Annotated in this window: 17 protein-coding genes and 1 tRNA gene; 11 read left to right on the top strand and 7 right to left on the bottom strand. The window is 72.8% G+C overall.

The features are described 5' to 3' along the window. The first annotated feature begins 146 nt into the window (after positions 1-146). Both QRO03_RS03305 and QRO03_RS03300 read left to right on the top strand, forming a co-directional pair. A complete protein-coding gene (locus tag QRO03_RS03305; protein ID WP_285136093.1) occupies positions 147-560 on the top strand; it encodes a nuclear transport factor 2 family protein in 414 nt (137 codons plus the stop codon). A 106-nt stretch (positions 561-666) separates the two neighbouring features. Beyond that, positions 667-1,863 (top strand): MFS transporter, encoded by a 1,197-nt coding sequence (locus QRO03_RS03300; RefSeq protein WP_285136092.1) that lies wholly within the window; start codon positions 667-669, stop codon positions 1,861-1,863. A 48-nt stretch (positions 1,864-1,911) separates the two neighbouring features. On the opposite strand, the gene QRO03_RS03295 is transcribed toward QRO03_RS03300, so the two are convergent. Next, entirely contained in the window at positions 1,912-3,108 is a 1,197-nt protein-coding gene (locus QRO03_RS03295; RefSeq protein WP_285136091.1) for a glycosyltransferase, read from the bottom strand. 315 nt (positions 3,109-3,423) lie between these two features. Here QRO03_RS03295 and QRO03_RS03290 point away from each other — a divergent pair, with 315 nt between their 5' ends. Continuing rightward, positions 3,424-4,308: an alpha/beta hydrolase fold domain-containing protein gene (locus QRO03_RS03290; protein WP_285136090.1), complete on the top strand. Its 885-nt coding sequence runs from the start codon at positions 3,424-3,426 to the stop codon at positions 4,306-4,308. A 126-nt stretch (positions 4,309-4,434) separates the two neighbouring features. Here QRO03_RS03290 and QRO03_RS03285 read toward each other — a convergent pair whose 3' ends face one another. Beyond that, on the bottom strand, positions 4,435-4,620 hold the full coding sequence (locus QRO03_RS03285; protein WP_285136089.1) for a hypothetical protein: 186 nt from the start codon (positions 4,618-4,620) through the stop codon (positions 4,435-4,437). Positions 4,621-4,848: 228 nt separating this feature from the next. Here QRO03_RS03285 and QRO03_RS03280 point away from each other — a divergent pair, with 228 nt between their 5' ends. Further along, positions 4,849-5,301, top strand: coding sequence for a MarR family transcriptional regulator (locus tag QRO03_RS03280; RefSeq protein WP_285136088.1), 453 nt, complete (start codon positions 4,849-4,851; stop codon positions 5,299-5,301). Between the two features lie 113 nt (positions 5,302-5,414). Here the strand turns inward: QRO03_RS03280 and QRO03_RS03275 are convergent, their stop codons facing one another. Next, positions 5,415-5,762, bottom strand: a complete 348-nt coding sequence (locus QRO03_RS03275) for a hypothetical protein (protein WP_285136087.1) — start codon at positions 5,760-5,762, stop codon at positions 5,415-5,417. A 419-nt stretch (positions 5,763-6,181) separates the two neighbouring features. On the opposite strand from QRO03_RS03275, the gene QRO03_RS03270 reads away from it, so the two are divergent. Next, entirely contained in the window at positions 6,182-7,117 is a 936-nt protein-coding gene (locus tag QRO03_RS03270; RefSeq protein ID WP_285136086.1) for an AraC family transcriptional regulator, read from the top strand. 270 nt (positions 7,118-7,387) lie between these two features. Here the strand turns inward: QRO03_RS03270 and QRO03_RS03265 are convergent, their stop codons facing one another. Next, a complete protein-coding gene (locus tag QRO03_RS03265) occupies positions 7,388-8,881 on the bottom strand; it encodes a SulP family inorganic anion transporter (protein WP_285136085.1) in 1,494 nt (497 codons plus the stop codon). Positions 8,882-8,997: 116 nt separating this feature from the next. Here QRO03_RS03265 and QRO03_RS03260 point away from each other — a divergent pair, with 116 nt between their 5' ends. The 4 genes from QRO03_RS03260 to QRO03_RS03245 all read left to right on the top strand — a co-directional run bounded on the left by QRO03_RS03260 (position 8,998) and on the right by QRO03_RS03245 (position 10,769). Further along, positions 8,998-9,369 carry a MerR family transcriptional regulator gene (locus tag QRO03_RS03260; protein ID WP_285136084.1) on the top strand — a complete coding sequence of 124 codons (372 nt, stop codon included), beginning with the start codon at positions 8,998-9,000 and terminating at the stop codon, positions 9,367-9,369. After that, on the top strand, positions 9,366-9,938 hold the full coding sequence (locus QRO03_RS03255) for a GNAT family N-acetyltransferase (RefSeq protein WP_285136083.1): 573 nt from the start codon (positions 9,366-9,368) through the stop codon (positions 9,936-9,938). The genes QRO03_RS03260 and QRO03_RS03255 overlap by 4 nt, the downstream gene beginning before the upstream one ends. A 206-nt stretch (positions 9,939-10,144) precedes the next feature. After that, positions 10,145-10,621, top strand: a complete 477-nt coding sequence (locus tag QRO03_RS03250) for an NUDIX hydrolase (protein ID WP_285136082.1) — start codon at positions 10,145-10,147, stop codon at positions 10,619-10,621. A gap of 56 nt (positions 10,622-10,677) precedes the next feature. After that, positions 10,678-10,769, top strand: a tRNA-Ser gene (locus QRO03_RS03245). 78 nt (positions 10,770-10,847) lie between these two features. Here QRO03_RS03245 and QRO03_RS03240 read toward each other — a convergent pair. Genes QRO03_RS03240 through QRO03_RS03230 form a run of 3 tightly spaced genes read right to left on the bottom strand, consistent with a single transcriptional unit; the run spans position 10,848 to position 15,434 of the window. After that, positions 10,848-13,148 (bottom strand): transglutaminase TgpA family protein, encoded by a 2,301-nt coding sequence (locus tag QRO03_RS03240; RefSeq protein WP_285136081.1) that lies wholly within the window; start codon positions 13,146-13,148, stop codon positions 10,848-10,850. Further along, positions 13,135-14,391 carry a DUF58 domain-containing protein gene (locus QRO03_RS03235; RefSeq protein ID WP_285136080.1) on the bottom strand — a complete coding sequence of 419 codons (1,257 nt, stop codon included), beginning with the start codon at positions 14,389-14,391 and terminating at the stop codon, positions 13,135-13,137. The genes QRO03_RS03240 and QRO03_RS03235 overlap by 14 nt, the downstream gene beginning before the upstream one ends. After that, positions 14,388-15,434, bottom strand: a complete 1,047-nt coding sequence (locus QRO03_RS03230) for an AAA family ATPase (protein ID WP_285136079.1) — start codon at positions 15,432-15,434, stop codon at positions 14,388-14,390. The genes QRO03_RS03235 and QRO03_RS03230 overlap by 4 nt, the downstream gene beginning before the upstream one ends. Before the next feature lie 184 nt (positions 15,435-15,618). On the opposite strand from QRO03_RS03230, the gene QRO03_RS03225 reads away from it, so the two are divergent. Together QRO03_RS03225 and QRO03_RS03220 are read left to right on the top strand one after the other, a co-directional pair. After that, a complete protein-coding gene (locus QRO03_RS03225; protein ID WP_285136078.1) occupies positions 15,619-16,551 on the top strand; it encodes an ROK family protein in 933 nt (310 codons plus the stop codon). A gap of 96 nt (positions 16,552-16,647) precedes the next feature. Continuing rightward, positions 16,648-17,853: an ROK family transcriptional regulator gene (locus QRO03_RS03220; RefSeq protein ID WP_350224117.1), complete on the top strand. Its 1,206-nt coding sequence runs from the start codon at positions 16,648-16,650 to the stop codon at positions 17,851-17,853. Positions 17,854-17,984: the final 131 nt, after the last annotated feature.

Genomic DNA, 17,984 nt, shown 5'->3' with positions numbered 1-17,984 from the left:
GAGGGCCGGTCCGGGTGTGCTCCCGGTACGAACGTAGGACCCCGGGCGCGTCCGAGTACGGACATGTCCGCAAGCGGGCGTCGCCGCTCGCGTTCCGCGACGGATTTCACGCCGACATCCGGCCCCGCCGGTGCCATAGTTCACTCATGAGCGACTCCACCCGCGACGACGGCTTCAGCGACATGACCCCCGACATCCTGGCGGCGTTCAGCGACGCCTGGACCCGCCGCGATCTCGACGCATTGATGAGTCACGTCACCGACGACTGCGTCTACAGTGCTTCGGTCGGGCCCGAGCCGGGGCGCACCTGGACGGGGAGAGAGCAGGTGCGCGAGGGATTCGCGCTCATGCTGGCCTTCGACACCGGACAGGAACGGCACGAAGAGGAGCACCCGATCATCGCGGGACGCCGGGGAGCGGCCACCTGGTCGTTCACCGGACCCGGCCCCGACGGGACGATCCTCACCACGCGCGGCTGCGACATCTACGAGTTCCGCGGCGGCAAGATCGCGCGCAAGGACGCGTTCCGCAAGGTCCACCAGCCCGACACCCAGGACTGACCGCCCGGCGACCGCCGGGCGGGCGCGGGTGCGTCGATCGCGCCCGACCGCGCCGGCGCAGGGCGACGCCCCGCGGCATACGCCGCACACACGCGAGAGAGGCCCCGTGACCGACGTCCGTCCCACCCGGTCGTGGCTCCTCGTCGCCCCGGCCCTGATCGTCCTGGGCTGGGGCGGCAACCACTTCCTGCCGCTCATGCAGTACTACCGGCTCGTGCAGGGGTTCTCCCAGGTGCAGGTCGACATCCTGCTCGGTGCCTACGTCTTCGGGATCGTGCCCGGATTCGCGCTGTCGGGCGCCTGGTCCGACCGGTACGGTCGGCGCCCGGTGCTGCTGGCGGGTCTGGTGCTCGGCATCCTCGGGAGCATCGTCCTCGCCTGCTCCAGCTCGAGCTTCGCCGGACTCTGCGTCGGTCGCTTCATCTGCGGACTCAGTGTCGCGGCCGGCATGGTCGTCGGCACCTCGTGGATCAAGGAGCTGTCGATCGCGGAGGGACGCTCGACCGCGGGCGCCCGCCGCGCGGCGGGCATGCTCACCATCGGCTTCGGGGGCGGGGCCGGCATCGGGGGAGCCCTCGCCCAATGGGCGCCCTTGCCCGCGGTGCTGCCGTACCTCGTGCAGATCGCCGCCTGCGTGGTCGCGTTCCTGGTGGTGCTGCGCGCGTCGGAGACACGCCCGCCCGACCGCGGCGTGACGCGGCTCCTCGGCAACCTCCGGGTGCCGCGCACGGCACGATCGACGTTCTTCCAGGTCGTTCTCCCTCTCGCGCCCTGGGTGTTCGCGGCGCCGGCGCTGTCGTTCGCGGTCGGCCCGAGCCTCGTGAGCGATCGCATCCCGGGGTTCACCGTCGGCTTCGCCACCGTCGTGACGGTCATCACCCTCGGCGTCGGCTGGGTGACGCAGTTCTTCTCCGGTCACCTCGCGACCCTCCTGCGCGGGAGGATGGGCCTCGTCGGAGGGCCGCTCATCGCCACGGGCGCTCTCCTGCTGCTCGTCGTCGCCTCCTCGCAGCAGGTGTGGATCGTGCTCGTCGCCGCGCCCGTCTTCGGCGCGGGCTACGGGCTCGCGATGGTCTTCGGCCTGTCCACCACCCAGTCCTTGGCGTCACCTCAGGATCTCGCGGGCATCACGGCGGCGTACTACTCGCTGACCTACCTCGGATTCCTCCTGCCGGCCGCGCTCGCCGCCCTCAGCGCGTTCGCGCCGATGTGGGTGCTGCTCGGCGCGACGGCCGCCGTCTGCGCGCTCTGCACCGCGGTGGCGGCGCGCGGCATCCGCCGCGCCGGCGCGCCGACCCCGTGATGCCGTCCCGCGCTGTGGGTGTGGCCGACCCGGGGGCCGGACGGGGACTCAGGCGGCCAGGGCGGCGGGCTGGAGCAGGCCCGTGATCGCCCCGCGGTAGTCGTCGATCATGCGGCGCCGGTCGAGACGCCCGCGCGCGGCGAGCGCTGCCGCGCGCAGCGTCGACCGTCGCTCCAGCACGTCGTCCCATGCCGCGACGATCGCTCCCTCGTCACGCGCGGTGACCACGCCGAAGCCGGCGACCACGCGCGCGGCGTCGCCGACGTCGGTGGTCACCGGAACGGCTCCGGATGCCGCGCCTTCGACGAGGCACAGGGGCGAGGCCTCACCGTATGCACTGGTGAGGGCGACGATGTCGGCGGCGCGGAACAGCTCGGGCACGTCGTCGCGCAGACCCAGGGCGTGGACGGGCACGTCCGGTCCGACACCGCTCTCGGCCCGCAGCGCGAGGAAGGCGGGGTTGTCGGACGTCATGCCCGCCCCGCACACGACGTAGTGCGCCTCGGGGGTGCGCCGCGCGTGCTGCGCGACGGCCCGCAGGAACAGCCCCGGATCCTTCATCGCGTCGAACCGCGCGGCCAGGACGATCACGGGCGCCGATTCCGGGATGCCGAGCCCGGCGCGGATGCGGGCGCGTTCGGCGCGCGTCCCGGGACGGAAACGCCGGGTGTCGATGCCGTTGTCGATGACCCATGAGGTCGCGGCGGCGACTCCGGCGCGCGAGTACGCGATCGAGGTGGACTCGGCGCACGCGATCGTGGCCGTCACGGCGCCGGAGGCGGCCGAATCGGCCAGCCACCCGAGGGCCGGGCCGGAGTGGGTCGGGTCGGAGCGGTGCAGGCACGCCGCGATCGGACGGTCGGGCAGCAGGCCCGCACGCCGCAGCGCGACGACGAGACTGAGCGGCTGCTCCTTCAGCGAGAGCACCACGTCGGCCTCGGCGAAGAGCGACGCCGCGTGGGCCAGTTCGGCGTCGGTGAAGTCCTCGGGTGCGAGGGGGCGGTCCCCGGCGACGCGATCGAACGTGTCGATCCCCACGCCCGCGGTGCGCAGGCGTCGGAAGCGGCCGTCGTCACGAGCGAGCTGGAGAGACGCGTCGCGGCGCGCGGCCGAGGTCAGCGAGAGCACGCGGTGCTGCTGCGACCCGTCGCGGGTCAGGCCCGCCACGACGTCGGAGTGCAGGATGCGCGCCCCTCCGGCGAAGAAGCCCTCGTACAGCGACAGCACACGGACGGGTCGGGTCATCGGGTCGCCTCCGGGTCGGGATGCCAGCACCGCGGTCGCGGTCGTCCCATGCTGAAGGGTCCGACCCGGGTCGTGGGTTACGCACGAGCGACCATCGAATGAACGCCCGCGCACGCGGATCCGGACGCCGTCCTCCCGCCGACCGCCCGAGCAGACGGTCGCCGGCCGCCCGTCCGCCGCGGCCGATCGACCGCGCCGCACGGCGCCCGGACCACGTGGCGGGTGATCCGGGCCGACGTCTGACACAATCAGCGCACGCTCACGTCCCCCGCGTTCCCCGGGGCCGACCTGTCACCCCCGACGAAGGAGACGGCGATGTACCTTCCCGAGACGATCATCCCCGCCTTCCTGCGACTCACCCATGCGAACCGGCCGTTCCGCACCGTCGAGGGTGCTCACGAGGCCATCCGCGAGCGAGCGCTCCGACCCGCCGCCTACGGCCCGCCCGCGCGGATCCCACCCGACGTGTCGGTCACCGTCTACCGCGACGGAGCGACGCCGGTGTACACCGTGTCGCCCACGTCGGGCGGCTCTTCGGGTCACGTCGTCTACACCCACGGCGGCGGGTGGATCAACACCATCCGCTCACAGCACTGGGCCCTGATCTTCCAGATCGCGGCCGAGGCCGGTGTCACCGTGACCGTGCCCATCTGGCGTCTGCTCCCGTACGGCGACGCACGGGAGGCGAACGCGCTCGTGCGTCGCCTGCATACGGACCTGCGGCGGTCGGGAAAGCCCGTGCATCTCGCCGGGGACTCCGCCGGGGGCCAGATCGCCCTCTCGGCCGCACTCGCCCTGCGAGACGCCGGCGTCTCGGGGATCCGCACGGTCCTCATCGCTCCGGCCCTCGACCTCACGATCTCGAACCCGCGCATCCCGGATGTCCTGCCGACCGACCCCTGGCTGGGTGTCGACGGGTGCCGCGTGCTCGCGGAGAAGTGGGCGGGCGACCTCCCCCTCACCGACCCCGTCGTGAGCCCGCTCTTCGGCGAATTGCACGACCTCGGTCCCCTGCTGATCGCGTCGGGCACACGCGACATCCTGAACCCCGACGCCCATCTGCTGGTCGAGAAGGCGCGGGCGGCAGCGGTCGAGGTCACCTTCCTCGAGCGCGCGGGTGCCGTACACGATTACCCGCTTCTTCCGACCCGGGTGGGGGCGATCGCGCGCTCGCGCATCGTCGATGCCCTGCGCGGATAGGCGCTCACACCGCGGGTGAGACGTCGGGGATCCCGGCGGTGCGCGCTCGATCCCCTCGCAACGAGCCGACGCGCCGACTCCACGGGGGGTGGGAGCCGACGCGCCGGGGGGATGGGGCTGCGGTCTTCAGGCGCGGGGCGCTGCCTCCGACGCCGTGCCCGCGTCGCGCATGCGCGACCAGGGCCAGCGCGCCGCGGTGCGCCCCCGGGGCTCTTCCGTCGAACGCGGGACGATGCCGCTGCCCATGGCGGCCGACATGGCGGTGCTCCACCCTGAGCGTGCCTGCTGTCCGCCGTGCTGTCCGTAGATCATGGTGTTCTCCTCGCTCCCGTCTCCCGACGGGATGTCCGCCCGTCTCCCGACGGGTCGAGCCCCCGTCTCGTCGCGGGGTGCTGTTGGACACAGTCATATCCCCGCCCATCTCCGCCCGCGGCCCGCTTGACATCGGCGACGAGCTGCGCAGGGGGCCCATCGCTCCCCGCGACGCGCGGAAGGCGAGGACGCACGCGAACATCGGGGAACTGGGTACGATCGTGGGTCGTGCAGACCTCATCCGAGACCTCCTCGTCGCCCCTGACCGGGTCGGCGCTCGGTCGATCCCTGCTGGCCTACGGCGAAGCGCGACGAACGGCCGCGGCCGCGGCGCGTCGCGCGTTGGGCGTGAACGAACTCGACGCGCGCGCTCTGCTGTTCGTCGCGGAGAATCCGGGAGCTCGACCCTCGCACGTCCGCGATCACCTCGGCATCACCTCGGCGGGGGTGACGACCCTCATCGACCGCCTCGTGCAGCGAGGCGCCGTACGTCGCGACCTCGACGACGACGACCGCCGCGTCAACCACATCACGGCGACCGTCGACCTCGATGCGCCGCCGTGGTCGTCGTTGCGGGCGTTCGACGCAGAAATCGAGTCCGCGATCGCCGCGGTCGATCCGGCCGAGGCTCGACGCGCGGCGCAGCTGCTCGAGCGCATCGTCGCCGCGGTCGCGGGCTGAACCGCCGGACATCCATCGCAGACTGCACGTCGACGGGGCCCCCGACCGGCTGCCTTCATCCTGCCGTCGTGCCCCCTGGCCGCTCGCTTGTCGCCGGCAGCAGCCGCGCGGACTCAGGCGTCGCGGGCGGCGACGAAGGCCTCGGACCGCGCCTGCAAGAAGGAGCACAGCGCCGCGAGTGTCGCCAGCTCGCCCGACAGGGCCATGACGCGACCGGCGGGAAGGGGGGCCGCGTCTTCGCGCGGCTCGAAGGTCACCGCCCACTCGGTCGACCCTTCGGCGGCGCCCGGTGCGACGTAGAACGTCGTCGACACGCTGCGAAGGCGGGCCGCGATCAATCCCGCGTCCTCGCTCTCCCCGACGTCCTGCGGAATGACGCGAAGAATGTCGGCGTCGTCGTACCCGAGGGCGCGAAAATCATCGACCCAGGACTGCAGCGTCGTCATGGTGCGAAACGGCATCCGGCATCCCTTCGAGAATGGGCGCCGAAAGGCGACCCCCCTCATTATGGCGGGCGTCGAGCGTCTCGGCGCGGGGTCACGAGCTCCGCGCCGAGACGACGTGCGACCACCCACGCCGGGGAACGACGACGGTGCGGTGCCCGGCAGCTCCGCTGCCTGCGAAAGCCTCCTCCTCCGACCCGCGCACGCAAATATCGCGAACGGACAGTGCGTCTGGCGGATGAAACGGCGCGCGTTGCGGCCGAACATGCGAAATGCGCACCACAGCCATTTCAAAGGTTACGGTGGAGTGCGGGTGCGGGGGCATCGATGTCGATCGCTGGCCGTTTCGCCGACCACGTGAGAGCGTTCCCATATGTCCTCGGGTCGGACGGCGCAATGGTCTTGCCGCACATTCTCGGACGATTTAGGAAGCACTCGTGGAGCACACCAACATCGAAACCCGTGACGCGGAGACCGTCGAGCACCTCTGGCAGACGATCGTCCCGGGTGCGCGGATCGCGCGCGCCGAGGCCATTCAGCCGGCGCTCGCCTGGCATGCCGCGTCCGAACCCGGTTTCGGGTTCTGCGACTACACCATGGGGTCCACGATGATGGTCGAGTCCGACCCGCTCGATCAGGTCGTGGTCGGCCGTATCGCGGGTCCCCGCGTGACGGGCACGTACCGACGCGAACGCATCGACACCGCGGTGCCGTTCATGGTGGTCGACCGCCCGATCGAGTTCGCGTTCACCGGTCGTATCGCCGGCACCGCCGTGTCCTTCGCCCGGTCGGAGTTCGACGAGGCCGCGCGTCGACTCTCCGGCGACGACACGCTGCGCGTCCGGGCCACCGGCTACGCGCCGGTCAACGAGCAGCGCCTGCGCTACTGGACGCGCACCTGGGAGTACACCCGCGACGTGCTGCTGCGCTCGCCCGAGCGCACCCCGATCATCGAGCAGCAGGCCCGCACGCTCATGCTCGAGGCGTCGCTGCTGGCCTTCCCCACCACCTTCACCGATGCGCTCGCCGCGGGCCGTCCGGCGCGCCCGCTGCCCGCCCCGGTCCGCCGCGCGAAGGCCTACGTCGAAGCGCACGCCGCCGAGCCCGTCGTGCTGGCCGACATCGCCCAGGCGGCGCGGTTGTCCCCGCGGGGTCTGCAGTACGCCTTCCGCGCGGCGACCGGACGCACGCCGATGCAGTACCTGCGTCGGGTGCGCCTCGATGCCGCGCGCGCGGAGTTGCGCAGCGCCGACCCGTCGGTCGAGACGGTCGCCGCCATCGCCGCGCGCTGGGGCTTCTCGAACCTCGGACGCTTCGCCGCGATGTACCGCGGCGAGTTCGGCGAGACGCCCTCCACCACGCTGCGCTCCTGACACCGCCGCGGCACCCGCCCGCGCGGGCGCGGCGACGCGGAGCGGAGGGGATCCGGTGAGCGGAGGACGCTGGCGGGCAACGGCATCCTCCCGTCCCGGTATCTCCTCCCGTCGCCGGCCGCGGCGCGGCGGACGCGGAGCGGAGGGGATCCGGCGAGCGGAGGACGCTGCCGGGTGCCGGCGTCCTCCCGTCCCGGTATCTCCTCCCGCCGCCGACCTGTCCGGCGTCGGTCGGCGGGCTCACGCAGGGTCGCGCGCGACGCGTCGCGGTCAGTGGCCCGCGCCGAGCCCTCCGGTGAGGCGCCCGTGGAAGCGGCGGGCGGCGGCGTTCATGCCCTCGAGCTCCACGGCCGTGCCCAGGTGCGCGTACTTCGTCTGCACGGCATCCAGCGCCGCCACCGTCGAGGCGTCCCACACGTGCGAGCGCGACAGGTCGATGACGACCCGCGCCGGGTCGCGGTGATAGGCGAACTTCGTGGTCAGGTCGTTGCTCGAGGCGAAGAAGAGCTCGCCCTCCACGACGTAGCGGGCGGTGTCGCCCTCGACGGAGCGGGTGACGCTCGTGAGGCTCGCCACGCGCCGGGCGAACAGCACGGCCGCGGCGATCACGCCCACGCCCACCCCGATGGCGAGGTTGTGCGTCCAGACCGTGACCGCCACCGTCAGCACCATCACGACCGTCTCGCTCAACGGCATCCGGCGCAAGGTCGACGGGCGGATGCTGTGCCAGTCGAAGGTCGCGACGGACACGACGATCATCACGGCCACGAGCACCGCCATCGGGATGACGGCCACGACGTCGCCGAACGCCAGCACGAGCACGAGCAGGAAGACGCCGGCGAGGAAGGTCGAGATGCGGGTGCGGGCGCCCGACGCCTTGACGTTGATCATCGTCTGGCCGATCATCGCGCAGCCGCCCATCCCTCCGAAGAGGCCCGACAGCACGTTGGCCGCGCCCTGGCCGAGCGATTCCCGCGTCTTCGACGAGGGGGTGTCGGTGATGTCGTCGACGAGTGCCGCGGTCATCAGCGACTCGAGCAGCCCCACGATCGCCATCGCGACCGCGAACGGGAAGATGATGCCGAGGGTGTCGAGGGTGAAGGGCACGTTCGGGATCAACAGGTTCGGAAGACTTTCGGGCAGCGCTCCCTGATCGCCGACCGTCGGTACGGAGATGCCGAAGACGACGACGGCGCCGGTGAGGAGCACGATCGCCACCAATGGCGCGGGGACGACCCGGGTGAGGCGGGGGAGCAGGTACATGATCAGCAGTCCCGCCGCGGCGATCGGGTACACGGCCCACGGCACACCGATGAGCTGCGGCACCTGGGCGGTGAAGATGAGGATCGCCAGCGCGTTGACGAAGCCGACCATGACGCTGCGAGGGATGTAGCGCATGAGCTTGGCGACACCGAGGAGTCCGAGGGCCACCTGCAGGATGCCGCCGAGGATCACCGTCGCGAGAAGGTAGTCGACGCCGTGCTCGCGGGCGACCGGGGCGATCACGAGGGCGATCGCGCCGGTGGCGGCGGAGATCATCGCGGGGCGCCCGCCGAGGAACGCGATGGCGACGGCCATCACGAACGACGAGAACAATCCGAGGCGCGGGTCGACGCCGGCGATGATCGAGAACGCGATGGCCTCGGGGATGAGTGCGATGGCCACGACGAGGCCGGCGAGCACCTCGCGTGTGAGCAGTCGTGGCGAACGCAGGGCCTGCAGCACGGTCGGTTCGGGGCGCGGGCGCGCGAGGACATCGGTCATGGAGGTGCTCCGAGAGAGAGGAGGGAACCCGCGTCGGTACGGGGAAGAATAGAGGGGTCGCGATCGCGACCGCTACGAACTCTACCGTAACGAGAGGGTTGCGGAACGGGGATGCCATGAAAGCCCACCGACCGATGCAGATCGGCGAACTCGCCGAGCGCACCGGGCTGTCGATCCGCACCCTCCGCCACTACGACGAGATCGGCCTGCTGCGGCCCTCGGCGCGCAGCGACGGCGGCTTCCGCCTCTACACCGCCGACGACGAGTCGCGGCTCCTGCTCATCCGCCGCATGAAGCCGCTGGGGTACTCGCTCGAGCAGATGGGGGAGCTGCTCGCCGTCGTCGACGGGCTCGACGCCGACCCCGCCGACGCGGCGCTCTCCGCGCGCCTGGGCGACATCCGCGACGAGGCCCGCACGCGGCGTGACGACCTGCGACGCAAGCTCGCCGCCGCCGACGAGTTCGTCGCGCAGCTGGAGGCACGGTGACCGCCCACGACCTCGAGCTCGAGGGCCACGGCATCCGTCTCACCCCCGCGCATCCCGACGACGCCGCCGAGGCGTGGGCGCTCACCGACGCCGCGCTCTGGGGCGGGATGACGACGCCCTGGCCCGACTCGACGCAGGCCTACGCCGACCGTGTCGCGCAGCAGCGCGAGACGCCGGGGATGTTCGCGTTCACCGTCCGGGATGCCGAGACCGGCGGCATCCGCGGATCGACGACCTTCTACGACTATGCGCCGGCGCAGGGGCGGGTCGAGGTCGGGACGACGTGGTACGGCCGTGCCTTTCAGGGCGGGCGGACGAACCCCGCGACGAAGCTGCTGCTTTTCGGACAGGCCTTCGACGCGTGGGGTCTGAACCGCGTGGCGCTGCGGTGCGACGCGCGCAACGCGCGCAGCGCCCGGGCCATCGAGCGTCTCGGTGCCACGCCCGAGGGGCGGTTGCGTCACCACCGGATCGCATCCGACGGCAGTGTCGGCGACACGCTGTACTTCTCGATCCTCCGCGGCGAGTGGCCGGCCGTTCGCGCGGGTCTCGAGGAGCGCCTGGACTGACCCCGCCGGGCCGCGGCCGCGCGGGGCGTCGTGACTGACTCCGCCGGGCCGGGTCGCGTCCCCGGCCGGGAGGAGATCCGGTGAGCGGAGGATGCCGCGGACTCGATCGGTCCTCCTTTCGCAGATCCTCCTCCCGTCGAGCCGCGACCGTGGCATCGGGGTAGCTTCCGGGACCGTTCCCCCGCGCGCTCTGGGAGACTTCTGAGGTGAGCGATGACACGACGGCGGGCGAGCCGAAGACCCGCAGAACGGCCCGCATCCTCGTCTTCGACGACGACGGAGCCCTGCTGCTCATGAAGCAGCACTGGGGGCGGCGCGTGCGGCCCGCGCGATGGCTGACGGTCGGCGGCGGGATCGACCCGGGGGAGGATGCCGAGACCGCCGCGATCCGCGAGCTCTTCGAGGAGACGGGCCTGCGCGCGCCGGCGCTCGGCGCTCCGGTCGCCTACCGCGAGATCGACCTGCCGCCGGCCGAGGAGTACGAGCGTCGAACCGCCTCGTACTTCGTGCTGCGCACCGCACGCTTCGAGATCGCCCGCGACGCGTGGACCGAGACCGAGCGCGACGACATCGTCGACGTGCGTTGGTTCTCGCCGGCCGAGCTCGCCGCCTCCACCGACGCCTTCGATCCCGAAGACGTCCGGAGCATCGTGGCCGGGCTCGCGCCGACCGATTCCGTCTGACGCCACCGCCCGGCCGCGGCGGGGGAGCGGTCCGTCGCCGTGTAAGCTTTCCTGTTGGAAGTGTGTCCGAGCGGCCTAAGGAGCATGGCTGGAATCCATGTAGGCGGGGTAACTCGCCTCGCAGGTTCAAATCCTGTCACTTCCGCCACCGGATGAGCCTCACCCCTTAGGGGTGGGGCTCATCGTCTTTCCGGCTGACATCGGCGACGTGCTTCGGAGGACGCCGTCAGCCGGCGACGGTCTCGCGCTCCGCGTCGACCGCGCCCGAGCGCACGACCAGCGAGCGCGGGAACAGGCTCGCCAGGAGGCGACGCGCGGGTGAGGCACCCGACCGCAGGCGTGCGCGGATCCTCTCGACCGCGGACACCAGCGCGGGCCCGCTCGCGGGGTCCACGGCGTCCTCGGCGTAGCTGACGCGTTCCACCGCGGCCCGCAGCAGACCGACGTCATCGGCGTCGACACCGTGATCGCCCATCAGACGCGCAGCGAACGCGCGGGGCGACTCGGCTCCGGAGGCCGGGATGCCGAGGTCCACCGCCTCCTCCTGCAGAGCGCGCCAGGCCGCGACCGGGTCGCCCGCGCCCGCGGCCGCGAGCCGGCGCCGTCGGCGCACCACCCGCACGACCGAGGGCACGAAGACCAGCAGCGCCAGGGCGAGGGCGATCAGAGCGGGCGCGACCCACGTCGTCGACGACCGCTGTCCGGCGGAGACGCCGGGGCCGTTCTGCTCGCCCAGGTCGGGGCGGCCGGCCTGCGACGGCGCCGTCGAGGGCTGCGCGTCGGGGGAGGCGGCATTCTGATCCGGGGCGTCGGTCGCCGCCGACCCGCCCGAACCCGATCCCGACGCGAAGTTCGTCGGCACGCCGAGACTGTTGGTGGGCTCGAAGGGCACCCATCCGATGCCCTCGAACGACACCTCGGGCCACGCGTGCAACTGGCTGGAGCTCACCGTGTACTCGGTGCCGCCCTGCTGCGCGGTGCTCGACGCGGTTCCCGGCAGGTAGCCGATGACGATGCGCGCGGGGATGCCGAGCGAGCGCGCCATCACCGCGAAGGCGGAGGCGTAGTGCACGCAGTAGCCCGCGCGCACCTCGAGGAAGTCGGCGACGGCATCCACTCCCGCGCCGTCGAAGCCCGACTCCACGGGGGCGTCGAGCGAGTAGCGGAACTCGCTGCTGCGGAACCACGTCTGCAGCGCCAGCAGTTGGTCGTAGGGCGACTGAGCGCCCGCGGTCACCTCGCGTGCGGTGTCGCCGATGACGGCGGGCACGTCGTCGGGCAACGACGTCAAAGACGGGTCGAGGTTGGGTCCCCCCACCGCGCTCGAGCGGATCTGCTCGAGCGTCGGCCGCGGCACGTCGGCCTGCACCTGATAGACCTGCTCGCGGGTGGACCCCGCGCGGGTGACGACCGTGCGGTTCTGCGGCATCCCGAGCCAGTCGCCGGTGAGCCCGGTCACGGTGGACGCGGGGTAAGGCACCGGCAGCCACGGGCTGTCGAGCTGGTCGACGGTCACCGTGGTGTCGTAGTCCGCGACGGTGACGCCCTCGGCGACGGTGACCGGATCGAAGACGGCGCCCTCGGCGGGGACGGGCACGGTGTCGGAGCTGTCGGGCTGCCACACGGCGCCGTCGAAACGCGAGAGGGTCACCGCGCGCAGGTACGGGGCCGTGGGTGCCGTGGTGCGCACCGAGAGCACCTCGACCTCGCGCGGTTGGCGCAGGTCGTTGCCGAGCTCGAGGTTGGGGTTGATGGTCGTGCCGATGCCGCCGGTGCCACCTGTCGCGAAGCGCAGGTCCGGTTGGGGGAGCAGCGGGGTGGCGACCACCGCGACGATCACGGCGACCGCGGCGACACCCAGAGCGGTGGCCGAGACGCCCCGCACAGGCGGCGCCTCGTCGCGCGACGACGAGGTCGCCGTGCGGGCGCGCGTGTCGACGCGCAGGAGGAACATCAGCGCCGCCGCCAACAGCACGAACCCCACGATGTCGATGTCGGAGGGGATGGCGATCGTGGGGATCAACGACACAGCGACGAGACCGACGCCGGCGAGCAGCGGCATCCTCGCGGTCAGGACGACGTGATCGAGCACTACCGCGAGGCCGGCGATGGCGGCGACCAGCAGGAACGACAGGCCCGTCTGCGCGTCGACGGGAGCGACACCCGTGCGGATCTCCTCGGATGCCGCGGCGAGCAGATCGGGGACCGACGCGAAGGTCGCCGGTGTCGGGATGACCCCGAGCAGGGCGGTCGGTCGGCCGAAGATGGCTGTCAGCAGCACGATGGCCACCGCGACCTCGACGACGCTGGCGAGGACCGCCGGCAGTCGCCCGACGCGCACGATGAGCCCCGCGCCCAGCACGGCGGCGGTGACGAAGACGGCCCCCACGACCCACGGCCCCGGGGCGATGACCGAGGACACCGGCAGCATGGCGCTCGCGATCGCGGCGAACAGCCCGACGGTCAGCAGCGTCGCATCGCGCCGGCGCCGTGGCGTGCGCAGCACCGTCACATCAGCGGTCGACACGGGCGTGCCCCTGTTCCATCGCGTCGTCCCACGCGGCGGCGACGTCGCCCCCGGGCCACAGGACGGCGGCCCTCCATCCACCGGCCCGCAGGCCCTGGATCTCGGCCCGCTCGGCCACCACGAGCAGCACCGGCAGCGCCGAGTGGTGGGCCACGGCCCCCAGTGCGGTGCGGTCGTCGGGCTCCAGCGCGCCCGTGATCACCACGACGGGCCCGGACAGGGCGGCGGCGGATGCCGGCACCACGCGGCGCGCGGGATCATCGGCGCGTGCACGCAGGGTGGCGAAACCGGCCGCGGCGGCCCGCGCCTCCCCGTCGTCGCCGCCCTCGACCGGGTCGATCAGCAGACTGCCGTCGCTGTCGACGACGTCGACGGTGTACCCCTCGTGCACGAGGCGCGCGATCACGGAGACGCAGGCGGTCACCGCTGTCTCGAACGCCTCATCGGCACCCGGGGCGCCGGCAGCGTTCGGGGTCCACCGCGAGAGCGCGCGGTCGAGCACCACGGTGGCCGCCGGGCTCGACTCCTGCTCCTCCTGACGCACCATGAGCGTGTCGCGGTGGGCGGTCGCGCGCCAGTGGATGCGACGCATCGAGTCGCCCGGGGCGTACGGGCGCGCGACGAGGTTGTCGGACCCCTGCCCCAGCTGCAGCGTGGTCGTCTGGCGACTGCCGCCGGCCTCACCCGAGGCGCGGGGGAGCGGGGCGAGGTCGACGATCGCCGGTGCGACGGTCACGGGCGTCGTGCGCCCCAGTGCGAGACGTCGCCGCAGCAGCCCGAACGGATCGGTGGTCGTCACCTCGAGGGGCCCCAGAGCATGGATGCCACGCGTCACGCCGACCATGTCGTAGTGCACCTGCACGGCGGCTCCGGTTCCCGACAGCGCCGACCCGGTGGCCGGAGAGGTGCCCTCGGCTCGACCCGTGACGCCCGGGGGGAGGGAATCGGACCACCGGCCGGGGCCGCTGGGCAGGGCGCTGCGCAGGCCCGCCCGCACGGTCACCGACGCGGTGCCGCCCACCTCGGGCACGTCGGGGGAGACGACGCGGGTGACGGTGCCCGCCCCCCGCGTCAGCAGGAGCGCGATCGCCGCGGCCACCAGGAGCGCCGCCAGCAGGGTCGCGAAGTACAGCAGTTCGGGGATGCCGGCCCTTTCGGCGATCACGAACGCCGCGGCCGTGAGCAGCAGCGCCCCCGTCCCGCGCAGGGTGAAGGGCCACCGCCGTCGCACCGCCGACCTCACGGGCGCGACGCGAGGGGCACCCGCACGCTCGCGGCGATGCGCTCGAGCGCATCGACCACGACGGCGGCCCCGGCCCGCCCGCCCGCGGCGGACCGGTTCGGGATCAGGCGGTGCGCGAACACCGGCGACAGCAGCTCGGTGATGTCATCGGGGATCACGTACGAGCGGGCGTCGAGGGCCGCGCGCACCTTCGCGGCGCGCACCAGCTGCAGGGTCGCGCGCGGGCTCGCGCCGAGGCGGATGTCGGGGTGGCTGCGCGTGGCCTGCGCGAGGGCCACGACGTACTCCTCGAGCGCGGGGGCGACGTGCACGCCGCGCGCCCAGGCGATCATCGCGGTGACCTCGCGCGCCGAGGCGACCGGGGTCAGGCCGTCGAGCGGGTTGACCGCGTCGCGCTGGCGGAGCATGAGCGCTTCCGCCGCGGCATCCGGATACCCCATCGAGATGCGCATGAGGAACCGGTCGCGCTGCGCCTCGGGGAGGGCGTAGGTGCCCTCCATCTCGTACGGGTTCTGGGTCGCCACGACGAGGAAGGGCGAGGGCAGCACGTGCGTGCGACCGTCGACGGTCACCTGACGCTCCTCCATCGCCTCGAGCAGCGAGGACTGCGTCTTGGGGGAGGAGCGGTTGATCTCGTCGGCGATGACGATGTGCGCGAACACCGCGCCGGGCGTGAACTCGAAGTGCCGCTGCACCGGATTGAACACCGACACGCCGGTGATGTCGCCCGGCAGCAGATCGGGGGTGAATTGGATGCGGCGGACGTCGGCGTCGATCGTGGCCGCCAGCGCCCGGGCGAGCATCGTCTTGCCGACCCCCGGCACGTCTTCGATGAGCAGGTGTCCCTCGGCCAGGAGGGCGATGAGGGCGCTGCGCACGGCGTGCGGCTTGCCGTCGATGACCCGGCCGACCGAGGCGAGGATCTTCCCGGTCAGGCGTGCGAAATCGTCCGCGTCCAGCGGGGCGTCGAGCACCGCTCGGGCGGGGGCGGAGTCTCCGCGGCGCAACCGCGATGCCGCCTCGGGCGTGACCGTCTCGTCCATGGCATCCCTTGTCTCGCGGGGCAGAGGTGTGTCGCGGGTAGAGGCGCATCCTCGCCGCCGTGACCTGATCGTAACCCGCGCCACGGGTAGCGGGGCTCGATTCCGCGGGACCTTCAGGGGTCACTCGGCGGATGCACCGGCCCCTAGGATCGGGGAGCGTTGGTCCACCCGAGGAGCCCCGCGCATGTCCGATGCCACCCCGTCCCTTCCCGCGTCCACCCACGTGCTCGCCGTCGACATCGGCGGGACCAAGGTCGACGCGGCCCTCGTGTCCCTCGACGGCGAGGTCGTCCGCGAGAGCGTCTCGCGGCGGACGACCGGACGCCACGCCGACCGCGACGAGGTGGCGCGTCACGTGCGCGAGGCCGCGATCGCGGCCCTCGCCGCAGCCCCCGACGCCCGCGTCGGTGCGATCGGCGTCGGCAGCGCCGGTCCGGTCGACCTGCCCTCGCGCTCGGTGTCGCCGCTGAACCTCCCCCTGGCCGCGGGCCTCGCGATCGACGACGTGCTCGAGGGCCTCGTCGACGGTCCGATCCACCTCGCCCTCGACGGCACGTGCATCGCGCTCGCCGAGCACTGGCGCGGGGCCCTCGTCGGCTGCGACGACGCCATGGCGATCGTGGTGTCCACGGGAGTGGGCGGCGGGTTCGTCATGGGCGGCCGGCCCGTCACGGGCGCGAGCGGCAACGCCGGTCACCTGGGCCAGATCTTCGTGCGCACCATCGAGGACGACGAGGTCGTGGCATCCACTCTCGAGGCCGTCGCGGCCGGCCCCGGCACCGTCGCGTGGGCCCGCACGCAGGGCTGGGAGGGCGAGACGGGCCTCGATCTCGCGGCCTCGCACGCGGCCGGCGACCCCGTCGCCGTCGCCGCCGTGTCGCGCTCGGCCACCGCGGTCGGCCAGGCCATCGCCGCGGCGGCGACCCTGTGCGACCTCGAGGCCGTCGCCATCGCCGGCGGCTTCTCGCACGTGGCGCCCGACTACATCGATCAGGTGCGGGCCGCTGCCCAGGCGGCGTCGTTGCACGCGTACGCGCGTCGATGCCGCGTGGTCGGTTCCGGCCTCGACGGCGACGGGCCGCTGCTGGGGGCCGCGGCCCTCGCGCTGCAGTCCTGACGCGGCGCCCCGCCGAGCGGCCCGGAGCCCGCGCGGGGCGGGCGTACGCTGAACGGCGAGGGCCGCGCCGCGGGCCGGCGAACGAAGGCGGGGGCCATGCGTACGGGATCCAACCTGCCCGCGGTGGGTGAGTACAACCAGACGCTGGTGCTCGACCTGATCCGCCGCTCGCCCGAGGGGCTCAGCCGCGTGGAACTCTCGGCGCGCACGGGCCTGAGCGCCCAGACGCTGAGCAACGTCACCCGGCGCCTCGCCGACGAGGGGCTCATCGTCGAGGCGGGCAAGGTCATCTCCGGCCCCGGCAAGCCCCGGACGCTGCTGAAGCTCGACCCCCGCTCCCGTTTCGCCGTGGGCGTGCACCTCGATCCCGTGGTCGACACGATCGTCGTCGTCGACATGGCGGGAGAGGTCATCGTGCACGACGAGATCCCGCGCGCACCTCACGCCACCCCCGCCGAACTGGTGGATGCCGTGGGTGCCGCCGTCGACACGATCGTCGAGCGCGCGGGCATCTCGCGCGACCTCGTGCTCGGTGTGGGCGTCGCCGCCCCCGGTCCCTTCGACGCCCGAGGCGGACGCCTGCTCGATCCGCCGCTGCTTCCGCAGTGGCACAACGTCAATGTGCGCGAAGACCTCGGCGCGGTGACCGGCCTGCCGGTCCTCGTCGAGAAGGACGTCACCGCGGCGATGGTCGGCGAGATGTGGTTCGACCGCTCCGACCGGCTGACCGACGCGATGTTCCTGTACTACGGCGCCGGTGTGGGTCTCGGCGTGGCCATCGCCGGTGCGCCGGTGCGCGGGCGCACCGGCAACGCCGGCGGCATCGCCCATGTCGTGGTCGACCCCGACGGACCGCGATGCGAGTGCGGCTCTCGCGGGTGCCTCGGTGTGTCGATCGAACCGCGCGTGCTCCTCGCCGAAGCCGGGGTCGATCCGGGAGATGCGGGCGACACGCGCCCCCACCTCGACCGTCTCGTCGCCGACGCGCGCCGCGGCGACCCGCGGGCCATGGCGGTGCTCGAGCGCGCGGGGGAGCGGATCGCGCGTGCCCTGGTGGTGACCAACAACCTCCTCGACGTCGACGAGGTCGTGCTCGGCGGCCCCGTCTGGGAGCGACTCGCGGAGGTGCTCGGCGACACCGTCGCAGCCCGGGTGGCGAGTGATCCGGTGTCGACGTCGACGCGGGCGATCGTCGTCCGCCGTTCCCTCGTCGGCGTCGACGTGGCCGCGGTGGGAGCCGCGTGCCTCCTGCTCGACGGTGCTTTCGCCGCGCGGCCCGCCCGCATGATGATCGCCCTCTGAGGCGGTTTTCCGCGGTTCACAGCGGTCCGTGGCTGGATCGTTACCGAGAGGACCACACCCGGACTTGCCGAGTTAGTCCATTTGATTTATAAAAGTTCCTGGCGACGCGGTGTCTCCACCCGAGCAAGGGA

Origin of the sequence: Microbacterium sp. lyk4-40-TSB-66, assembly GCF_030209475.1 — a bacterium.
GTDB lineage: Bacteria > Actinomycetota > Actinomycetes > Actinomycetales > Microbacteriaceae > Microbacterium.
The sequence above is the reverse complement of the archived record's forward strand: the minus strand, read 5'-3'. Positions and strand labels throughout refer to the sequence as shown.

Bases quoted from the DNA above. Each gene is read 5' to 3' on its own strand.
- QRO03_RS03275 (WP_285136087.1), bottom strand. From the start codon at position 5,762: ATGCCGTTTCGCACCATGACGACGCTGCAGTCCTGGGTCGATGATTTT.
- QRO03_RS03265 (WP_285136085.1), bottom strand. From the start codon at position 8,881: ATGACCGATGTCCTCGCGCGCCCGCGCCCCGAACCGACCGTGCTGCAG.
- QRO03_RS03305 (WP_285136093.1), top strand. From the start codon at position 147: ATGAGCGACTCCACCCGCGACGACGGCTTCAGCGACATGACCCCCGAC.
- QRO03_RS03230 (WP_285136079.1), bottom strand. From the start codon at position 15,434: ATGGACGAGACGGTCACGCCCGAGGCGGCATCGCGGTTGCGCCGCGGA.
- QRO03_RS03260 (WP_285136084.1), top strand. From the start codon at position 8,998: ATGAAAGCCCACCGACCGATGCAGATCGGCGAACTCGCCGAGCGCACC.
- QRO03_RS03220 (WP_350224117.1), top strand. From the start codon at position 16,648: ATGCGTACGGGATCCAACCTGCCCGCGGTGGGTGAGTACAACCAGACG.
- QRO03_RS03225 (WP_285136078.1), top strand. From the start codon at position 15,619: ATGTCCGATGCCACCCCGTCCCTTCCCGCGTCCACCCACGTGCTCGCC.
- QRO03_RS03290 (WP_285136090.1), top strand. From the start codon at position 3,424: ATGTACCTTCCCGAGACGATCATCCCCGCCTTCCTGCGACTCACCCAT.
- QRO03_RS03285 (WP_285136089.1), bottom strand. From the start codon at position 4,620: ATGATCTACGGACAGCACGGCGGACAGCAGGCACGCTCAGGGTGGAGC.
- QRO03_RS03295 (WP_285136091.1), bottom strand. From the start codon at position 3,108: ATGACCCGACCCGTCCGTGTGCTGTCGCTGTACGAGGGCTTCTTCGCC.